The organism is Prevotella phocaeensis (genome assembly GCF_900065875.1).
GTDB lineage: Bacteria > Bacteroidota > Bacteroidia > Bacteroidales > Bacteroidaceae > Prevotella > Prevotella phocaeensis.
Genome location: NZ_LT160626.1, coordinates 518,496 through 538,979, shown reverse-complemented (window position 1 = coordinate 538,979; position 20,484 = coordinate 518,496). Strand labels below are relative to the sequence as shown.

The 20,484-nt window shown below is 55.8% G+C and carries 11 protein-coding genes; 9 read left to right on the top strand and 2 right to left on the bottom strand.

The genetic code is table 11. The features are described 5' to 3' along the window. Positions 1 to 228 precede the first annotated feature (228 nt). The 9 genes from BN3912_RS10375 to BN3912_RS10330 all read left to right on the top strand — a co-directional run bounded on the left by BN3912_RS10375 (position 229) and on the right by BN3912_RS10330 (position 19,004). The gene (locus BN3912_RS10375; RefSeq protein WP_023984087.1) at positions 229 to 1,008 is read left to right on the top strand and encodes a DUF6261 family protein; all 780 of its coding nucleotides are present in this window, start codon (positions 229 to 231) and stop codon (positions 1,006 to 1,008) included. Between the two features lie 35 nt (positions 1,009 to 1,043). Next, entirely contained in the window at positions 1,044 to 5,696 is a 4,653-nt protein-coding gene (locus BN3912_RS10370; protein WP_230204689.1) for a peptidase M26, read from the top strand. A 71-nt stretch (positions 5,697 to 5,767) separates the two neighbouring features. Then, entirely contained in the window at positions 5,768 to 5,974 is a 207-nt protein-coding gene (locus BN3912_RS10365; protein ID WP_036859531.1) for a hypothetical protein, read from the top strand. Between the two features lie 303 nt (positions 5,975 to 6,277). Continuing rightward, entirely contained in the window at positions 6,278 to 9,565 is a 3,288-nt protein-coding gene (locus BN3912_RS10360) for a hypothetical protein (RefSeq protein WP_064972316.1), read from the top strand. Positions 9,566 to 9,694: 129 nt separating this feature from the next. Beyond that, a complete protein-coding gene (locus BN3912_RS10355) occupies positions 9,695 to 12,871 on the top strand; it encodes a peptidase M26 (RefSeq protein WP_154665159.1) in 3,177 nt (1,058 codons plus the stop codon). Between the two features lie 88 nt (positions 12,872 to 12,959). Further along, a complete protein-coding gene (locus BN3912_RS10350; RefSeq protein ID WP_023984091.1) occupies positions 12,960 to 15,101 on the top strand; it encodes a hypothetical protein in 2,142 nt (713 codons plus the stop codon). A 72-nt stretch (positions 15,102 to 15,173) separates the two neighbouring features. Next, positions 15,174 to 15,374 (top strand): hypothetical protein, encoded by a 201-nt coding sequence (locus BN3912_RS10345; RefSeq protein ID WP_036859540.1) that lies wholly within the window; start codon positions 15,174 to 15,176, stop codon positions 15,372 to 15,374. A 659-nt stretch (positions 15,375 to 16,033) separates the two neighbouring features. Further along, positions 16,034 to 16,243, top strand: coding sequence for a hypothetical protein (locus tag BN3912_RS10335; RefSeq protein ID WP_036859542.1), 210 nt, complete (start codon positions 16,034 to 16,036; stop codon positions 16,241 to 16,243). A gap of 34 nt (positions 16,244 to 16,277) precedes the next feature. Beyond that, a complete protein-coding gene (locus BN3912_RS10330; protein WP_023984094.1) occupies positions 16,278 to 19,004 on the top strand; it encodes a fimbrillin family protein in 2,727 nt (908 codons plus the stop codon). Between the two features lie 295 nt (positions 19,005 to 19,299). Here the strand turns inward: BN3912_RS10330 and BN3912_RS10325 are convergent, their stop codons facing one another. Both BN3912_RS10325 and BN3912_RS10320 read right to left on the bottom strand, forming a co-directional pair. Beyond that, positions 19,300 to 19,962 (bottom strand): class I SAM-dependent methyltransferase, encoded by a 663-nt coding sequence (locus BN3912_RS10325; RefSeq protein WP_036859544.1) that lies wholly within the window; start codon positions 19,960 to 19,962, stop codon positions 19,300 to 19,302. Positions 19,963 to 20,203: 241 nt separating this feature from the next. Beyond that, positions 20,204 to 20,484 (bottom strand): ATP-binding protein (locus BN3912_RS10320; RefSeq protein ID WP_195906779.1); only part of this gene is annotated, 281 nt, incomplete at its 5' end.

Sequence of the window (20,484 nt, the reverse complement as noted above, 5' to 3'; positions counted from 1 at the left end):
CATAAAAGCAAACGACGGCAGACTTGCGCGGCCTGCGCAGACGTAAAAGCAAACGACGGCAGACTTGCGCGGCCTGCGCAGACATAAAAGCAAACGACGCCAAGGCTCACGCCACGGTGACAAACAAAACGAAAGAAAGGAGGTAGATTTGAAACATATAGACATTTAATCATTGAATCTTTAGTTATCGAGTTTTTTTAGTTATTCATTTTTTAAAAATCAGTTATTATGGCAAACGAAAGTAATGTACTGCAGATTGGTACCATTCATTTGAGTCATCTCACCAACGACGCCCACTTCATTTACGTGAAGGACGTGCACAACGTGATGGAAAGCGACGAGGCCGTGAAGGCCACGCCCAACGTGAAAGCTGCCGTGGCGGCACTCAAGCCCGCCATCGACGAGGAAGACAAGTACCTCATGCTATCGAAGAAAAACGCCTACACCGACCAGATCGCGGCCAAGGACAAGGAGCGCGACTCCATCTTCCGAGGCTACCGAACAGCCGTCAAGGGAATGCTGCGACTGCCCGTGGCCGACATGGCCAAGGCGGCCGCCGACCTGTGGCAGCACCTCAAGGACTACGGCATCGATCCCGACATGCAGCTGGAGCGTGAGACATCGCGCATCATGAACCTCGTGGACGACCTCAACTCCAAGTTCGCCGACCAAGTGCAGCTGCTCTCGCTACGGCCCTACGTCGACGCACTCAAAGAGGCCAACAACCGCGTGGAGGAACTGCTCGCCACCCGCACCGACGACGTATCGAAGCAGATTGCCGGAGCACTGCGCAAGGCACGACTGGCCACAGACGAGGCCTACCAGAACGCCGTCAGGCTGATCAACGCCGTCGTCGTCGTGGGCACCGACAAAGACTTCTCGCCGCTCATCAACTACCTCAACGCCAACATCAAGCGCTACAAGGAGCAGGTGATGACGCGCGCCAAGAAAGACGACACGCCCGACGCGCCCGACAACGACGAGGACGACGGCGACGAGAACGCGTGAAAACCATTCTATTCACCAAAAAACAAAAAAGTAATATGAAAACAACGAAAAAAGAAACGATTCAGAGGCTCGGCCTCTCCCTGCTGGTACTCGTGCTGGCCGCGCTGGCATGGGCACAGGCCGGCGGCGGCAACGAAGTCAGCATCTCCTCGGCCGCTGAATGGAAAGCGTTCTGCGAGCGCGTGAGAAACGGCGAGCGCGGCCTCAACGCCAAGCTGACGCAGGACGTGGACCTCGGCGGGGAGATCGTGATGCTGGGCTCTGTGAGCTACCCGTACTCCGGCACGTTCGACGGACAGGGACATACGCTCTCGTTCAACTGGAATGCGGGCGAAGATAACCAAATCGCCCCCTTCTATTATGTGGAGAACGCCACCATCAAGAACCTGCGCACCCAAGGGAAGATCACGACGAAGGGTTTCGGCTTGTCCGGATTGATTCGTGAGGCCAATGGCACCACCACCATCACGGGCTGCGCCAGCGACGTGGAGATCACGGGGGGCCGTTTGGGGGAGGCATCCCAAGCGGCGGGCATGGTTCTCGTTGTAGCCAGAGGTGCCTCGGTTCAAATCACCGACTGCCTCGTCAAAGGCAGCATCACCGACAATGCGTGGGAAAGCCAGAGAGGAATGGCCGGCTTTGTCTATTGGGCTGAGGGCAGCTGCACCATGACCCGCTGCCTCTACGTCGGCAAGAACAACTCCACCGGCGATCCCAACAGCAACACCTTCGCCAAGGGCAACGGCACCGGCACCACCCTCACCGACTGCTACTACCTCAACGCCTGCGGCGAAGCACAGGGCACGCAGGTGAGCGAAGCGCAGGTGAAGTACGGCGCTTTGGCCTACAAGCTGCAAGCCGGCCGCACCGACAACATCTGGGGGCAGTCGATCCTCACCGACAACGAGCCGCTGCCCACGGCCCTCGCAAGCAAGCACGTGTACAAGGTAGACTTCACCTACAACGGCAACACGGTTTCGCGCTACACCAACTACAACGGCAACATCGTCGGCGGTATGCCCACGGCCAAGGAGCTGGTGGGCGCTGACTTCGACGAAACGAAAACCTACACGATGATCTTCGACGGCGGCTTCGAGGTCTTCACGCTCGTAACGGCCGACATAACCGTGCCCGTGCAGATCACCGCCCATGTCAACGATGTCGCCATCTCGACGGCCGCTGACTGGAAAGCGTTCTGCCAGCGCGTGAACGGCGGAGAGCACAACCTCAACGGCAGACTGACGCAGGACATCGACCTCGGCACCGAGATCGTGCAGGTGGGCAGATATTTACATCCGTATGTCGGCACGTTCGACGGACAGAACCACACGCTCACGATCAACTGGCAGGGCGAAGCGGGAGCTACTCCCTTCCTTAACGTGGAGAATGGCGCCGTCATCAAGAACCTGCGCATAAAAGGAAAAATCACGGTGGATGAAAGCAATACGGCCGGATTGGCTTATGCAGTCTATGGCAACGTTACCATTTCCAACTGCATCACCGACGTCGACATCACGGGAGGCCACAGCGGAGAGCCGTCCAACGCGGGGGGCCTGATTAGCGGCGTAGGCAGTGCCCACCTCACCATTACCGACTGCGTGGTCATGGGCAGCATCACCGACCGGTCGGAGGAAAGCGTGCGACAATTGGCCGGCTTCATCTATACCGATTGGGCCGACTGCACGATGACCAACTGCCTCTACCTCGGCACGAACAACGCCTCCGACAACGGAAAATGCCACACCTTCTTACGCAAGGGCGGCACCTTCGAAAACTGCTACTACCTCAACGCCAGCGGCACGCTGCAGGGCGAGCAGGTAACGGCCGAGCAGCTCAAGAGCGGCGAGGTGGCCTACAAGCTGCAAGCCGGTCGCACCGACCAAGTGTGGGGACAGACGCTCGGCACCGACACCGTTCCACTGCTCACCAACGACGCCACAAAACAGGTGTACGGGGTGAAGTTCACCTACAACGGCAATGAGATGGCCTCGCGCTACGCCAACAACGCCCAGCCCGTCTTCGGCGGTCTGCCCACGGCCAAGGACATCCTCGGCACGGGCTATAACCCGCAGAACACGTACACGATGATCTTCGACGGCGGCAACTTCACCGCCGAAACGCTCGTAACGGAAGACAAGACCGTGCCCGTGAGCATGACCGTGGGCGGCACCTTCGAAATCGCCACCAAGGACGACTGGAAAGTGTTCTGCGGCCTCGTGGCCGGCGGCCATACCGGCCTCAACGCCAAGCTGACGCAGGATGTGGACCTCGGCGAGGACATCGTGCGGCTGGGCAGCTCTGTCGAGCAGTACACCGGCACGTTCGACGGACAGGGGCATACGCTCACGGTCAATTGGGAGGGCGAAGGAGTTGGCGCTCCTTTCAATTACGTGGATGGCGGCACCATCCAAAACCTGTGCGTCAAAGGAAAGATCACGACGAGCGGTGGCGGTGCTTCCGGATTGCTTAGTTATGCCAATGGCACCACCAAGCTTTCCAACTGCGTCAGCGACGTGGACATCACGAGCAGCAGAAATGGCGCATGCCAAGCGGCGGGCCTGATTCAATTGGTAGGCTACAATACCAATGTTACCGTCACCGACTGCGTGGTCAAGGGCAACATCAACGCCACCACGGAGGAGGGCCGGAAAGGCATGGCCGGCTTTGTCTATGATAATGTCGGCGGCAGCGCCTGCACGCTGACCAACTGCCTCTACCTCGGCGAGAACAACGCCACCGAGAACAGCTTCACCTTCGCCCCCGCCGGCGTCACCCTCAACAACTGCAACTACCTCTACGCCTGCGGCACGCTGCAGGGCGACAAGGTGAGCGGCGAGCAGCTCAAGAGCGGCTATGTGGCCCACAAGTTGCAAGCCGGTCGCGCAGAAAATGTCTGGGGACAGACGCTCGGCACCGACGACGAGCCGCAGCTCGACGCCACCGCCACGAAGCGCGTGTACAAGGTAGACTTCACCTACAACGGCAACACCGCCACCCGCTACGCCAACAGCGGCGGCGCCATCTTCGGCGGTCTGCCCAAGGCCAAGGAGCTGGCGGGCACGGACTACAATCCGCTGAGCGTGTACACGCTCTCCTTCGCCGGCGGCAACTTCACCGCCTCCACGCCCGTAACGGCCGACCAGACCGTGGCCGTGCAGATGACCTCCGTCCTGAACGACTATTTCACCATCGCCGACAAAGCCGACTGGAAGGAATACTGCGAGCTGGTGGAGAGCGGACAGGTGGTCAACGCCAAGATGACGGCCGACGTCGACCTCGGCACGGACGTCTGGATCGTGGGCAGTACCTACGCGCGTTACACCGGCACGTTCGACGGACAGGGACATACGCTGACCGTCGACTGGACCGCAGACGGGTATGACCAAGGCCATCCGTTCCGGATTCTGGGCGAGGGCGCCACGATCAAGAACCTGCGCGTCAAAGGAAAGATCAAGTCGGACAACGCCCCCATCGCCGGTCTGGCCGGCGTGACGGAGGGGAACGTTACCATCTCGGGCTGCGCCGTCGACGTGGAGCTCACCAATGGCCAGAACGCCTCGCACTGCTTGTCGGGCATGGTCAGATGGATACACGACGGTAAGGTTACCTTCACCGACTGCGTGGTCAGGGGAACGCTCAACGCCACCACCGACGAAGGCAAGAAAGAAATGGGCGGCTTCGTAGGGCAGCAAGACGGCACCTGCGTGCTGAACAACTGCCTCTACGCCGGCACGAACAACGCCGGCGCGGACAGCTACACCTTCGCCCGCAACGCCGGCGCCACCAACAGCTACTACCTCAGCCCCTGCGGCACGGCACAAGGCACGCAGGCCATAGAGAAGGAGCTACGGAACGGCGTGATGACGTCGAAGTTGCAGAACGGCCGCACCGACGACAGCCACTGGGCACAGGTGCTCGGCGACATGCCCGACCTCTTCCGCGCGGCCGAAAAGAACGTGGTGAACTACGTGTACTACAGCGCGGCGAACAGTCGCTGGACGTGCGAAAACTTCGTGCTCACCGACGGACAGCCGTTGCCCATCGGCATCGACTTCACCGCCGTCAAGGCAACCTACGAGCGCCCCTTCAGCAACCTGCACAGCGCCACCGTCTGCCTGCCTTACGAGCTGCCTGTTCAGGGCTTCCAAGCCCACACCATCTCGGGCGGCGAAAGCAACAGGGCCTACTTCGATCCGGTTACCGGCACGCTCGAAGCCTATAAGCCGTATTACATAACGGCGAACGGCACGCCGCAGCTCGGCGGCACGAACCTGCAGGTGAGAGCCTACACCGACGCCCGCCTGACGGCCACCGCCAAAGGCTACAAACTCGTGGGAACGATGGACGGCGTGGACAACGCCACCGCAGCTGCCGCCAAAGCCTACATCCTGCAAGACGACGGCAAGTTCCACAAGGTAACGACGGCGTATCCCGAAGCCGTGGTGCCCATCTACCGGGCCTACATCACCTGTCCGCCGCAGGCGTCAGGCGCCAAAGAACTCTTCGTCGTCCTCGACGGCGTTGATCCCACGGGCATCGACGGCGTGACGAACGACGCGGCCGACGCGAACAGTCCGGTATATAACCTCCGTGGCCAGCGCGTGGCCGACCGCTTCGACGCCGCCACTCGCAACTCGTTGCCCGCCGGCATCTACATCGTGGGTGGCCGCAAGGTAATCGTAAAATAAACGCATCCCATCGGGCGGGCGTCCGTCAATCGGCGGGCGCGCCCCGATAACCATAACAAACAATGACGAACATGAAAAAATACATCAAACCAGAAATCAAATCGCGACGCATTGATTTGGAAAACAGCGTACTCGCCGGTTCCATCGGCGTGATCACCGACGACGATCCCGCCAAGAAGCCGGCCCTGTCGAAAGGCTCCTTCTTCGACGACGACGAGGAGGAGGAAGCAAGCGAGGCCAACCGCGGCTATGCTCCGTACTCGGTGTGGGGCGAGTAACGTTCCCGCCCGCATTCGTCGGGGGCGCGTCCGCCAATCGTGGCGCGCTCCCCGATAACCCCGCAACCCTCTCATATATAAAAGATGGAAACGACAAACGACAGCAGGCTTGTCGAAGCCCGGCAAACGCCACGGAAATTCACATTTCAAACCCAATGTCTAACTTTTAAAACTTCAACGCCTATGGTATAATTCCAAATTTCAATCTCAACGAATCATTTCAAATTCAATTTGAATGATTCATTTCAAACATCAAATTTCAAACATCAAACTTAATGTTTAATTTTTTAATTTTAATTCAACATGAAACATTCAATTACAGTTCAGAGGCTCTGCCTCGTTCTCTTCGCCCTGCTGCTGACGGCGCCGGCGCTGGCGACAGATTATGGTCGTGAGGGATACGAGATTTTCCGCTCACGCTATTTGGGCAAGCACAGGAAGATAACAACACTCAACACTGTGCCGGTGGATATCACGTTCAGCGATTGCAAGACCACCGGCGGAACGGGTAGCGGAGCCATCTTCGAATTAGAAAAAGGTTCCGAAATCACCGTAACGGCTAAACACAATTATGCCATCCGTTGGATCATTCTGCGCGACACGGAGGGTGGAGAGGACTATGACGACAAAAATGGCATCAAGCGCATCAAATCGGTTTCAATGGGCTATGACTATTACTTCGAGAAGAAATCCATATCGAATTCGAAAATATCCGAAGGCAATAAGGAACAGCTCAATGACGACAACAACAACATCGTTGTCTATAATTATGATGCACCGAAACAAAGTGTCGAGATCAACACCCACAACAATTCCAAGTGGGGACAGTTCAAGGTGCGCGACATCATCGTGGGTTATGTCAAGATAGCCAAAGTGAAGTTCTCGAAGGGGCAGTATGATGTATACTCCATGTCAGGGGAGTTTACTCCTGTCCTCAATGCCGGTGGGCACACTGGCCATGTCGAATACAAGCTGAACAACAATGATGTTGCGGATGTCCTCAAGAACGGAAAAATAAACGTCAAGCGCCCCGGACAGGGAGTTTTCACCGCCACTTGGCATGCCAATGAGAAATATGCCAAAGCGGAGACCAGCACGACAATCAACGTGAAGCGCGACCGGGTAACCTTCACTCCCAAAAACATGTCCGACGTGATTTTCGACAACTACAACTTACGCGAACATCTCGACAAGACCACACAGAGCGGCAGAGATTTCCAATGGGACAATCCGCAGTTGAGCGTTACCAGCAGCAATCCCGCCGTCCTCAGCGCCTCTAAGGATGGCAAACTCACGTTCGGCGGTACGGCAGGCGAGGCCACCATCACCATAAAACAAGAACAGAACGATCGCTACGAGGCGGCTTCTTTTTCGCATACCTTCATTGCGGTGCGTGGCGACCAGCAGAGTAATACCATGTACATCCGCGACCCCAACGACTGGAAGAAGTTCTGCGGACTCGTGGAAAGCGGACGGACCAATCTCAACGCCAAGATGACAGGCGACGTCGACCTCGGTACGGACATCACGATGCTGGCCTATAGCAAACACTACTCCGGTACGTTCGATGGGCAGGGGCATACGCTGACGCTCAACTGGGATATCGGTTCAAACCATTGGAGAGCTCCATTCTACTATGTGGAGGGCGGCACCATCAAGAACCTGCGCATAAAAGGGACGCTCACGTCCAACGGAAAAGGACTTTCCGGATTGATTCAAAATGCCTATGGCACAGTCACCGTCTCGGGCTGCATCAGCGATGTGAACATCAAGAGCATCTATAACGGTGGCATATGCGAAGCGGCGGGTTTGATTCAATATATCAAAGATAATGCCCATGTTACTATCGAAGACTGCATCGTCAAGGGAACATTTAACGCCACGGAAGAAGGCAAGAAGGGAATGGCAGGGTTTGTATATTCTCAGCGCGGCCACTGCACCCTGAACAACTGTCTCTACATAGGCAGCGGCGATGGGAATGAATTTTCAAACACTTTCGCCAAGAACGCGAAGCTCAACAACTGCTACTACCTCAACGCCTGCGGCACAGCGCAAGGCACGCAGGTAACGGCGGACCAGCTGAAGAGCGGCGAGGTGGCCTACAAGTTGCAGAACAAGCGTCCGAAACAAGCGTGGGGACAGATCCTCGGCACCGACAACGCCCCGCTGCCCACCGCTGACGACGCGAAGCATGTATATAAGGTAGACTTCACCTACAACAACAAGGTGACGGCCACACGCTACGCCACCAAAGACAAAGGCTTCTATGGCGGCCTACCCGCCCTACAGGAGCTCTTAGGCGAGGACTACAACCCCCACCATTATTACAGCGGATTCGGCTTTGGGGGCAGCTTTAACGCTTCTACCCGCATCAATGCCGACTACAACGTACCAATCATCCCCACCGAAAAGGACTACTACGAAATCGCCTCGAAGGAAGACTGGAAGAAGTTCTGCGACCTTGTGAACGGCGGACAGAACAAGCTCAATGGCAAGCTGACAAAGAACATCGAGCTTATCGACGACGTCTGGATGGCGGGAACAGAAAACCATCACTATGGCGGCACCTTCGACGGCGACGGGCATTCGATCTATATCAAATGGAATACCCGAAGCCAAACCTTCACAGCCCTATTCCGGTATGTGGAGGACGCCACTTTCAAGAACCTGCACACCGCAGGAACGCTTGTGTCGACTACTAACTATTTGTCAGGATTGATTTGCTTACTGTATAATAGTGCTACCATCTCCAACTGCACCAGCAACGTGATTATCATGTGCACCACCGTTATCCAAGGCAACCTATACGGCATGGCAGGCTTTATTTCCGAGGCACACGGAAAAGGAACCATTACCTTTAACGACTGCCTCGTGTCTGGCAGCGTCTACGTCCCGGACGAAGCTGCCAAGAGAGGAATCGACGGATTTGCTGGTTGGATGGGAGAATACAGCGTATTCAACAACTGCCTCTACATCGGCGAGAACAACGCCAATGAGGCCGGCGCGACCTTCACCGCCAGCGGTCGCACCAACAACTGCTACTACCTCAACCCCTGCGGCACAGCGCAGGGCATGCAGACCACGCAGATCACCGAGGCGCAGCTGAAGAGTGGCGAGGTGGCCTACCTATTGCAGAACGGTCGTAGCGACCAGTTCTGGGGACAGGTGCTCGGCACCGACGAAAAACCGCGGCCCACGACCGACGCGGCAAAGAAAGTGTATAAGGTAGCCTTCGCTTACAACGGCGAGGTGAAGGCCACCCGCTACGCCAACAAAGGCAAGGGCATCCACGGCGCCCTGCCCACCGCACAGGAACTCTTAGGCTCGGCCTACAACGCCCAAAACACGTACACGCTCACCTTCGACGGCAACTTCTCGGCTTCCACTACTGTCAGTGGCGACCGCACCGTGGATGTAACCGTAACCGTCGTCACGGGCATCGACAGCGTAACGAACGACGCGGCCGGCGTGAACAGTCCGGTATATGACCTGCAGGGTCGTCGCGTGGCCGACCGCTTCGACGCCGCCACTCGCAGCCAACTGCCCGCAGGCATCTACATCGTTGGCGGCCGCAAGGTAATCGTGAAATAAACTCTTCTTTTCATCGGGGGTGCGCCCGCCAACAAGGGGCGCGCTCCCCGATCACTCTTAACTTAATCAAAGAAAAGAAATAAAAACAATAAACTTCATTAAATCTTTAGTAAAATGAAAACAAAAAACATGATTCAGAGGCTAAGCCTCCTGCTGCTGCTCGTGGTTTCCTCCATGGGAGCATGGGCACAAGGTTCGGAACTGTTCAAGTCCACGGAATCGCCCAAAGGTACGAAAGTCTACGACCTCAAGAAGGGTCCCGTATCCGTCCACTTCTACAGATGCTATACTTCCAAAAGCGGCACCATCTATGAATTGGCCAAAGGCTCGGGAGTTACCATCAGCGTGCCAGACGGTTACCGCATCCGCGAGGTTGTCTTGGAAGACACCGAGGGCGGCAGCCGATATGATAAGGGAGGACTCGACCGCATCGGCAAGTATGAAACCGCCCCGGGCACTGAGTACAGAATGCAATTTGTCAAGGAGTCCGGCTCACAGCCCGACAACAACAACATCGTGTTCGGCAACTTCGACGCGCCCTCGTCGTGGATCTACATCGAGGGGCACAACATGTCGAACAAGGGGCAGCTGAAGATACGCCGCATCACGGTACATTACGTCAAGGTGGCCAACGTGGGATTCTCGAAGGGACAGTATGATTATTACTCCTTCTCGGGATGGTTTACTCCCCAGGTCAACTCCGGTGGGCATACCGGCCATGTCAGCTACTATCTGAACAAAAACAATATAATTGCGACAGTACTCGAGGGCGGAAAATTAGACATAAAGCGCCCCGGAACGGGAGTGTTTACCATCACTTACCAAGCTAATCAGAGCTATGCCAAAGCGGAGTGCAGCACGACGATCAACGTGATGCGCGACCGCGTAACCTTCACCGATAAAGGCCTTCCCTCTATGCTTTTCGGCAACTACGACTTACGCAGATTTCTCGGTGAGACCACACAGAGCGGCAAAAATTTCCAATGGGACAATCCGCAGTTGAGCATTACCAGCAGCAACCCCGCCGTCCTCCGCGCCTCTAAGAATGACGGCCTCACGTTCGGCGGTACGATAGGCGAGGCCACCATCACCGTGAAGCAGGAAAAGAACGATCGCTACGAGGCGACTTCTTTTTCGCATACTTTCATTGTGGTGCGTGGCGAACAGCAGAGTAATACCATGTACATCGGCAACCTCAACGAGTGGAAGAAGTTCTGCGCCCTCGTGAACGACGGACATAACACGCTCAATGCCAAGCTCGATGCCGACGTCGACCTTGGCAAGGACATCACGATGGTGGGCGAAGGCAGACGCTATGGCGGCACCTTCGACGGGCAGGGGCACACGCTGAAGATGAACTGGGATGGCGGCTCAGGGAACAACATCGCCCCCTTCAAGTATATGGACGGCGCCACGATCAAGAACCTGCGCACCGAAGGGCAGATCACCTCGCGCGATCGCTATTTGTCAGGATTGGTTGTGGAGGCCTATGGCGCCACCACCCTCACTCGCTGCGTCAGCAATGTACATCTCACGAGCCACTATAGCGATGATGCATGCGACGTGGCGGGCATGATTCAATGTGTAAGAAAAGATGCCAAGGTTACCATCACCGACTGCCTCGTCAAGGGAACGTTTAACGCCACGACGGACAAAGGCAAGGGATATATGGGCGGATTTGTATGTTTTCAGTATGGCACCTGCACGCTGACCAACTGCCTCTACCTTGGCACGAACAACGCCACCGGCGGCAACACCTTCGTCTACAACTCCACCATCAACAACTGTTATTACCTCAACGCTTGCGGCAAAACGCAGGGCGAGCAGGTAACCAAAGAGCAGCTCGAGAGCGGTGGCGTGACCGCCAGATTGCAGGGCGACAGACAAGACCTAGTATGGGGACAGCTCATCGGCACCGACAAAGAGCCGATGCTCACCACCGACCCCGCGAGGCGGCTGCTTAAAATAGAATTCACCTACCACGGAGAGGTGAAGGCCACACGTGGAATCAACAGTGGCAAGAAAATCTTGCTGCCCACCGCAAAGGAGATTTTGGGCGATGACTACAATTCCCAAAATACGTATGAGATTGTCTTACCCTATGAATTCGTCCCTGATTATCCTCTCTATAGAAACAAAACCCTGGCTGTATACATGATCGTCAACGGCTACTTCCAGATTACCACGAAGGACGACTGGAAGAGGTACTACAGTTACCCATCCTGCAACGCCAAGCTGATGGCCGACCTCGACCTCGGCACGGAGATTATACCGATGAATAATCTCGAGAACTGTACCTTCGACGGACAAGGGCATACGATCACGGTCAACTGGGAGGTCGACAAAGATTACTGGATAGCTCCATTCCACGCTGTGATTAACGGCACTATCAAGAACTTGCGCACCAAAGGGTCGATAATAACGAAGGAAAACGCGGCCGGATTGGTTTATAGAGCGGAAAACGCCACCTTCTCCAACTGCGTCAGCGAGGTGAACATCAGTAGTAGCGACGACAAGCACGATTCCGGCATAGCAGGCATGCTTCGAAGCGGAGATAACACTGTCACCTTCAACGATTGCGTCGTCAAGGGAAGACTCTACGCCGAACATGACAATTGCCGATGGAACATGGCCGGGTTTGTAAGGAATTGGGACGAGAAACTCAACTTAACCTTTAACAACTGCCTCTACATAGGCAAGAACAATTCGGAAGGGACAGGATTCCTACGCACCTTTGGCCGACACGGCACCGTCAACAACTGCTACTACCTCAACACCTGCGGCAGAGCGCAGGGAACGCAGATCACCGAGGCGCAGCTGAAGAGCGGCTTTGTGGCCTATCAATTGCAGGCCGGCAGAAGCGACCAGTTCTGGGGACAGACCCTCGGCACCGACAACGAGCCGCAGTTCACGGCCGACGCGGCGAAGCACGTATATCAGGTGGCTTTCAGCTACAACGACAAAGTAGTGGCCACACGCTACGCCAACAAAGGCAAGGCCATCCACGGCTCTATGCCCACCGCAGAGGAAATCCTCGGCAAGGCCTACGACGCTGAAAAAACGTACACGCTCACCTTCGACGGCGGCTTCTCGGATGCCACTACCGTTAGCGCCGACCGCACGGTGAAGGTAACCGTAACCGTGCCCACGGGCATCGACGGCGTAACGACCGACGCGACCGACGTGAACAGTCCCGTGTATAACCTCCGGGGCCAGCGCATGGCCGACCGCTTAGACGCCACCACGCGTCGCCAGCTGCCCGCCGGTGTTTACATCGTCGGCGGCCGCAAGGTCATCGTGAAATAACCATCCATCGGGCGAGCGCCCGCCAACCGGCGGCGCACTCCCCGATCACCCATCACTGATAAATAACAACAACAGTTTTATAATCACAATGAAAACAACTACAAAAGAAATCATTCAGAGGCTCTGTCTCGTTCTCTTCATCCTATTGCTGGCGGCGCCGGCGTGGAGCAAAGAGTACACAACTACAGCTCGCAACCGAAACCTAAGAGAAGTGGAAGGCACACGCACATTCGATCATGGCATTCTTACCGTCACGTGGAGCGACTGCAAGACTGGGCCGGCATTGATTCCGGCCAACCGCAACTGGGAGATGGCAAAGGGTTCTACCGTTACCATCACTTGCAAGGAAGGCTGGCGCGTGCGTGCTTTCTATGTCCGCAAACAGCTGAAGAATGCTGAATATCTCCGCTGCACGTCAAACATATTCTATGATGGTGACGCCGGGAAGGCGAGAATAAAATGCTACGACGCGCCCGACCAAAGCATTACGATAACCGCGGAGGAAGATGTGGAGTTCTCGGAGTACACCATAGAGTATGTGCAAGTGCGTTCGTTCAGTGCCAAGAAGGACAGTTATACCATTTACGTGGACCAAGAAATCGACACGCCACTTGACCAAATGGTAAACAACCCTACAGGAAGTCCCATATCGTGGAGCATAGGTAACGGCAAAGTGGCTGAAATTCAAAATGGGAAGGTAAAAGGAAAGGGAGCAGGCCAGACCACCATCGTCGCCATGCTGAAAGCCAACAACGATTATGCTTACTCCGAAGCAAAGATTAAGATTGCCGTGCTTCGCTACGACATTCACCCCACTCTGGACAAAACGGACATCACGATGGAAGCATGGGACCGTCCGCAGCTACCCAAAGTGAACGGAATGCCCAATGACTACGACGGTCAAATAAAGTATGAGAGCAGCGACAGAAGTGTAGTAGAGATCGATGGAGGCAGACTGAAGTTCGGCGGCTCGGGCTACGGACGGTCGGCCACCATCACCGTTACCATTCCGCAGAACCGCAAGTACAACGGCGCGACGCTCAAATTTACTGTCAGCGTAAACAAGATGCGCATCGCTTCGAAAGAAGACTGGAAGGAGTTCTGCGACCTCGTGAACAACGGACTGACCGACCTCAACGCCAGGCTGACGCAGGACGTCGACCTCGAAACGGACATCACGATGGCGGGAACAGTCGACAATCCCTACTACGGCACCTTCGACGGGCAGGGGTATGCGCTGAAGATGAAATGGGATGGTGGAAGAGAAGGAAACATAGCGCCATTCCATTATGTGAAGGAGGCCACCATCTGCAACCTGCGCACCCAAGGGGAGATCAAGTCAAACGGTCGCGCTCTGTCCGGATTGGTTTATTCAGCGGATGGCACCATCACTATTTCCCGCTGCGTCAGCGAGGTGAATCTCACGGGGGGCTATGGTGGAAATGCTTCCCAGGCGGCGGGCATGATTCAAATTGTAGGCGACGATGGCGAGGTTACCCTCACCGACTGTGTCGTCAAGGGAACGTTCACCGACTTGGCGGATAAAGATTGGAGAGCGATGGCCGGGTTTGTATGTCTTCAGCAGGGCACCTGCACCCTGACCAACTGCCTCTACCTCGGCACGAACAACGCCGACGCAGGCTACACCTTCGTCAATGACGAGCAATCCTCCAACACCACCCTCAAGAACTGCTACTACCTCAACGCCTGCGGCACAGCGCAGGGCACGCAGGTAACGGCCGATCAGCTGCGAAGCGGCGAGGTAGCCCACAATTTGCAGAACAAGCGCGCCGGAAACGTGTGGGGACAGCTCATCGGCACGGACAACAACCCGCTGCCCACCAGCGACGACGCGAAGCATGTCAATAAGGTAGACTTCACCCTCGGCGGCTGGGTGAGGGCCACACGCTACGCCAACAACGGCAAGACCGTCAGCCTGCCCACCGCACGGGAACTCCTCGGCTCGGACTACAACGCCCAGAGAACGTACACGCTCGCCTTCGACGGCAACTTCTCGGCTTCCACCCCCATCAATGCCGACCGCACCGTGGCTGTAACCGTAACCGTACCCACGGGTATCAACGGCGTGACGAATGACTCGGCCGACGTGAACAGTCCGGTATATAACCTCCGTGGCCAGCGCGTAGCCGACCGCTTCGACGCCGCCACTCGCAGCCAGCTGCCCGCCGGCGTCTACATCGTCGGCGGCCGCAAGGTAATCGTAAAATAAAACATATTCCATCGGGCGAGCGTCCGCCAACCGGCGGGCGCGCCCCGATAACCATAACAAACAATGACGAACATGAAAAAGTACATCAAACCGGAAATCAAATCGCGACGCATCGATTTGGAAAACAGCATCCTCGCCGGTTCCATCGGCGTAATCACCGACGACGATCCCGCCAAGAAGCCGGCCCTGTCGAAAGGCTCCTTCTTCGACGATGACGAGGAAGCAAGCGAGGCCAACCGCGGCAATGCTCCGTATTCGGTGTGGGGCGAGTAACGTTCCCGCCCGCATTCGTCGGGGGCGCGTCCGCCAACCCGTGCGCGCTCCCCGATAAACCCGCAACCCTCTCATATATATAAAAGGTGGAAACGACAAACGGCGGCAGCTTTGCCGACAGGCGCACGGACGTCCCGACAAATGACGGGAGCCTTGCCGACACGCGAGAAGACGTCCCGACAAATGACGGCAGCCTTTCCGACACGCGAGAAGAGGTCCCGTCAAATGACGGGAGCTTTGCCGAAGCTCGGCAAACGTCAAAGCAAAAGAAATGTTAAATGCCGAAGCTCGGCAAACGTCCCGACAAATGACGGCAGACTTGCCGAAGCTCGGCAAACGTCTCGGCAAACGGCGGCAGATTTGCCGAAGCTCGGCAAATGTCAAAGCAAAATAAGTATTAAGTGCGGAAGTTCCGCAAGCGTAAGGTAAAAGGAAGATTAATTGCCATGGTGTGGCAAACGTCCCGGCAACGAACGGGACGGTCAGCTCAAAGACATTTTTTCTATTTTTATCAGCGAGTGTGCAGGCTGCGCCGGCGTGGGCGCAGGATGTGTCTGGCACCGAAAAGGACTACTTAAAGGCGCGGATATTTTAGGAATGGCAGACGGCTTCTTAATCTTAACAACAATATAAAATATAAATCAATTAGAATTATGCGAATGAAGAAAACAAGTAGACGGGCGTATGTGAAGCCCGCGACAAAAGTGTATGCCCTCGCTGTCGAGGACGCGATGCTTGCCGGCAGTCCGGCAGTTCAGCCGGGCGGTGGCGGCGGCGGAGACATCAGTATCGTGCCGCTGCCGGAGGATGATGACGACAATGATCTTTCGGGTGCGAAAAGGTCGACCCTCTGGGACGGCGAGGAGTAATTTACAAACCACAACTATGCAAAATCAAAGAAGTATGAACATCAGAAAGTATTTCATCAGTTTATTCCTCGGTAGCCTCGCGCTGCTGACACTTGTCTCCTGTGCCGACGACGAACTCGGCAAGGATGGCGGCGACAAGGACACCGCCGTATCGTTTATCGTATCGCAGGCGCAGGACGACGCGCGGGCGGCTAAGGACATGCCGGCCACACGTGCCGCTTTCGCAAGTCGGCTCGCCCTGCAGGGACTGACTCCCGAAGATCTCGCCTCGCGGAGGATTTCGGTGAAAGGGGCTGACGACCTCTGCCTTATCGAGACCACCACGGCCGGCATCGACGACGCGACACGTCTCACGACCACAGCCACGCGGGCCAACGTAACGGGCGAGACTACGGGAAAGTTTGCCGACGGCGACAAGTTTGCTGCCATCGGCTACCGTGGCGCGACCTCGGGCGCGGGCATCGACCGGCAATGGTTTTACAATGAGGAGGCCAACAACGACGGCACGCTCGTCAACGCCATTAACTGGTCGTGGCAGCAGCCATGGGGCAAGTTCTACGCCGTCTTCCCCAAGCCCTACTCGAAGCTCGCTCTCTCGGCTGCCAATCCGTCTGCCGTGCCCACCGTCGACTTCGAGGTGGAGCCTGACGTGAAAGACCAAAAGGACCTTATGACCGCCTACTCGGGCGAGGTGAGGTATGCCACGCAATACGTACCGCCCACGACTGACCTTAAGTTCCACCACGCCCTTACGGCCGTGCGGTTCAAGGTGGGGCAGAATCTTTCATGGAACAAGAATATTACCAAGATAGAGATTACCGGCGCGATGAGCAAGGGCCGATATACGCTTCCCGCCATCGCCGGCCATGCGGGCACGTGGGACACGCCGACGGCTCCTGCCACATTCGTCCTCGGCGGCGACGGAACGGTCAGCGCAAGCACCTCCGAGGCGGTGAACAACATCATCGTGGGCAAGCCGGGCGACAACTTCACGTTCTTCATGATTCCGCAGCAGCTTACGGATAAGGGCGTCCATGTGAAAGTCTACTTCTCCGACGGCTCGACGCCCATCGATGCCACCCTCAAGGGCGAATGGAAGCCCGGCACGACGAAGGTCTACGCTCTGTCGGAGAAGACGACCAACTGGAACTACGTGCTGAACGTTACCCAGACGATGCCGGCTCCCGTGGCCTACGACCAGACCGCCGCAGGCAACTACAGCATCACGAGCTATCGCGAAGACCCGACCACGCACACGCAGCAGGCCGTGGCATGGAAGATTGTGGGCTATGAGGAGAGTGCCGACGGCGGAAACACCTGGTCTGCACTCAGTAATACAAAGCCGGCATGGCTCGACGCACTGCCCGTAACGGAGAGCGCGGGAGGCACTGTGCCCGTAACCGGTGTGGCCTCCGTGCAGAAAGCAGCTTTCGTCGACAAACTCGCCGAATACAATAAGGTGCTCCGCGACGCCCCTGCCAAGGGTAGCCCGGGCAACTACTACAACCTCTCGAATGCGACAGGTGGGGCAACGGTTATGAACACCGCCAACTCGTATCTCATCTCCGCCCCGGGTTACTACAGGATTCCATTGGTCTACGGCAATGCCATCAAGGCAGGCGCAGACAATCCCTCGTCCTACAAGACCTCAAACACGGGCGCTCGCGTCCTCAGCAATTTCAAGGATCACGCCGGTGTCAACATCGATAATCCATGGATTACCCAGACTAACGGCGGGACGAACGCTCCCGACGGTGCGAAGATAGTGTGGACCGACCAGAGCGGTATCGTGGAGGCAGGCAGCCTCGCGCTGGAGGGCAGTGGCACGAATGCCTTTGTCCGCTTCCGCATACCGCAGGACAAGATCAGGAACGGCAACGCCGTCATCGCCGTTACCAAGGGCGGCACGGTGGTCTGGTCGTGGCATCTGTGGTTTGCCCACAGCGACGAACTCAACACCATTCCCGTGGTCAATTATCAAAACGTTACCTACAGTTTCACTACGCAGACGCTCGGCTTTGCCTACCGCAAGTGGGAGGGTACTTCCTATGACAAGCCCCGCCAGGTGCGCATTAAGGTGGAGCAGACTTTGGGCAACGGCTCTCCCGTCGTCAAACAACACGGCTATATCACCATCACGCAGAATCCCGGCAGCGTCAAAACAATCAGCTCTACGCACTATCAGTTCGGTCGCAAGGATGCCATGCCCGGCATTGATGTCGTCGCCGACGGTTCCTTCATCAAGAACGGCGGCAACAACATGTCCATCCAGAACGGCATCCAGCATCCCGAGACCTTCTACACCGATGGTACTTCTTGGTATGATAATCCCCCAACAGGTTACTCTTACTACAACCTCTGGTCGATGGACAACACGACCACAGGCTATAACGACAACCTCGTCGTCAAGACCATCTACGACCCTTGCCCTGTGGGGCTGAAGATGCCCGCCGGCAACGCCTTCACCGGTTTCACGCTGAACGGTAAGAATAACGGTACTCCCAACATCGATGGCACTTGGAACAAGGGTTATACCTTCAAGTCCAAGAGCGGCGGCAATACCGTCTACTTTCCTGTTTCGGGCAGTCGCGACAACAGCAATGGTTCGCTGAATGTCGCAGGCAGCTTCGGCTACTATTGGTCGGCCGTTCCGAACCCTACGCTCAACGCTTGCGGCTTTGGGTTCAGTCCGGGCTACGTGGTTCCGGAGGGTGGCGCCTCTCGGCCGTCCGGCTTCGCGGTGCGCCCCGTAGCGGAATAATCCGGTTCGTTCGATTCGTTTAATTTATTGCCGTCGGCGGAAAGCCGACGGCTCGGATACCGGTGCGGGCGGTCGATTTTGCCCTGTTTTATGTATCTTGACGTATCAATGGGGCTGTGTCAAAACTAAAAACGACAACTCCGAAAAGTTACAGATTATAATTATAACATATAAAAGGGTCGTATCAAACTCTATTTTGAGTAATGATACGACCTTTTTTAGTATTTTAGAATATTCAAATTTCAACTTTGAAGTTCATCTTCTTAAGAATTGAGTTTTGAACACCCTCATTTTTCTATTGGTTCTTCTGCGGCTTCACGCATCTGAACAGACAGGCGGAACTTATTTTCTCCGTCAGTACGTCGTCGCCGTACATGTTCCTCAGCCGGCTCCCGGCCTCAGCGAATGTGTCGTATGGAGGAAGGAAAAATCCCTTCCGTTCCAAGACGTTCTTAACAAATAAATCCGCCAACCGGCGCTCGCCCCAGACATAGAAGCAGCCTCCGGGTTTCAACACGCGGAAGGTTTCGCTAAAGGCTTTTTCTTTCTCCGGAAAAGCATGAAAGCCGTTCATCGACAGTACGCAGTCAAAACTCTCGTTGGCATAAGGCAACTCTCCGACATCCCCCTGCACCAAAGACAGGTTGGCTATCTGCTCTGTCTTTTTCCGCAAAGTCGCAATGGCTATCATTTCTTCGGAATAGTCCAAACCTATCACCTCGGCCCCTTTCAGCCGGCGATACTTCTCGGCGGTGAAAATGGCAGTGCCGACGGGCACATCAAGCAGCCGGCCCCGAAAGTCGTTCGGTATGAAATCAAGCACTTTTCGAGCCAAGAGATTACTGTCATCGTTCCAAATCCATCGCGTATATATCCTCGACCACCACTTCCGTCCGGTCAGTACGTCGTCGTAATATCCCATCATCCTTTGGTAGGAATTGCTCTGTCGGTTTTCCATTGTTTTCTTGTCAAGAATGTTCATTTCTTATTTTACAAAAGTACGATATCCGCTTCGTTCCAGCAATCGCCATTAATAATGATTTTTCTTTCGGCTATCCGCTATGTAGACTTGAGAACACAGAAGAACATCGCTAAAAAAGATGGAAAAGCCACTCAACTTTGCCCCCTTTGGCCACAGTTTGATTGCCCTTGTAAAGTCCTTGTGCAGGGGTCAGTTTTATTTTACCCTTTTAAATTCTCTAGTTTTTCTTAGACCTTAACTTACGCATGCTTTCACCGTATAATTCTATGGTACGCGCCGTATGGATGATGCGGTCAAGAATGGCATCGGCTATTGTCGGATCGCCTACCATGTCATACCAGTTGGACGCCGGGTACTGTGAGGTGATGATGATAGATTTTCTTTCATGCCTGTCTTCTATAATCTCGAGCAGTATGGGACGTTCCTTGGCGTCAAGAGGCACAAGGAACAGGTCATCGAGGATAAGCAGCTGGCACCGTTCAATCTTCTTGAGTTCTG

Bases quoted from the DNA above. Each gene is read 5' to 3' on its own strand.
- BN3912_RS10375 (WP_023984087.1), top strand. From the start codon at position 229: ATGGCAAACGAAAGTAATGTACTGCAGATTGGTACCATTCATTTGAGT.
- BN3912_RS10370 (WP_230204689.1), top strand. From the start codon at position 1,044: ATGAAAACAACGAAAAAAGAAACGATTCAGAGGCTCGGCCTCTCCCTG.
- BN3912_RS10365 (WP_036859531.1), top strand. From the start codon at position 5,768: ATGAAAAAATACATCAAACCAGAAATCAAATCGCGACGCATTGATTTG.
- BN3912_RS10360 (WP_064972316.1), top strand. From the start codon at position 6,278: ATGAAACATTCAATTACAGTTCAGAGGCTCTGCCTCGTTCTCTTCGCC.
- BN3912_RS10355 (WP_154665159.1), top strand. From the start codon at position 9,695: ATGATTCAGAGGCTAAGCCTCCTGCTGCTGCTCGTGGTTTCCTCCATG.
- BN3912_RS10350 (WP_023984091.1), top strand. From the start codon at position 12,960: ATGAAAACAACTACAAAAGAAATCATTCAGAGGCTCTGTCTCGTTCTC.
- BN3912_RS10345 (WP_036859540.1), top strand. From the start codon at position 15,174: ATGAAAAAGTACATCAAACCGGAAATCAAATCGCGACGCATCGATTTG.
- BN3912_RS10335 (WP_036859542.1), top strand. From the start codon at position 16,034: ATGAAGAAAACAAGTAGACGGGCGTATGTGAAGCCCGCGACAAAAGTG.
- BN3912_RS10330 (WP_023984094.1), top strand. From the start codon at position 16,278: ATGAACATCAGAAAGTATTTCATCAGTTTATTCCTCGGTAGCCTCGCG.
- BN3912_RS10325 (WP_036859544.1), bottom strand. From the start codon at position 19,962: ATGGAAAACCGACAGAGCAATTCCTACCAAAGGATGATGGGATATTAC.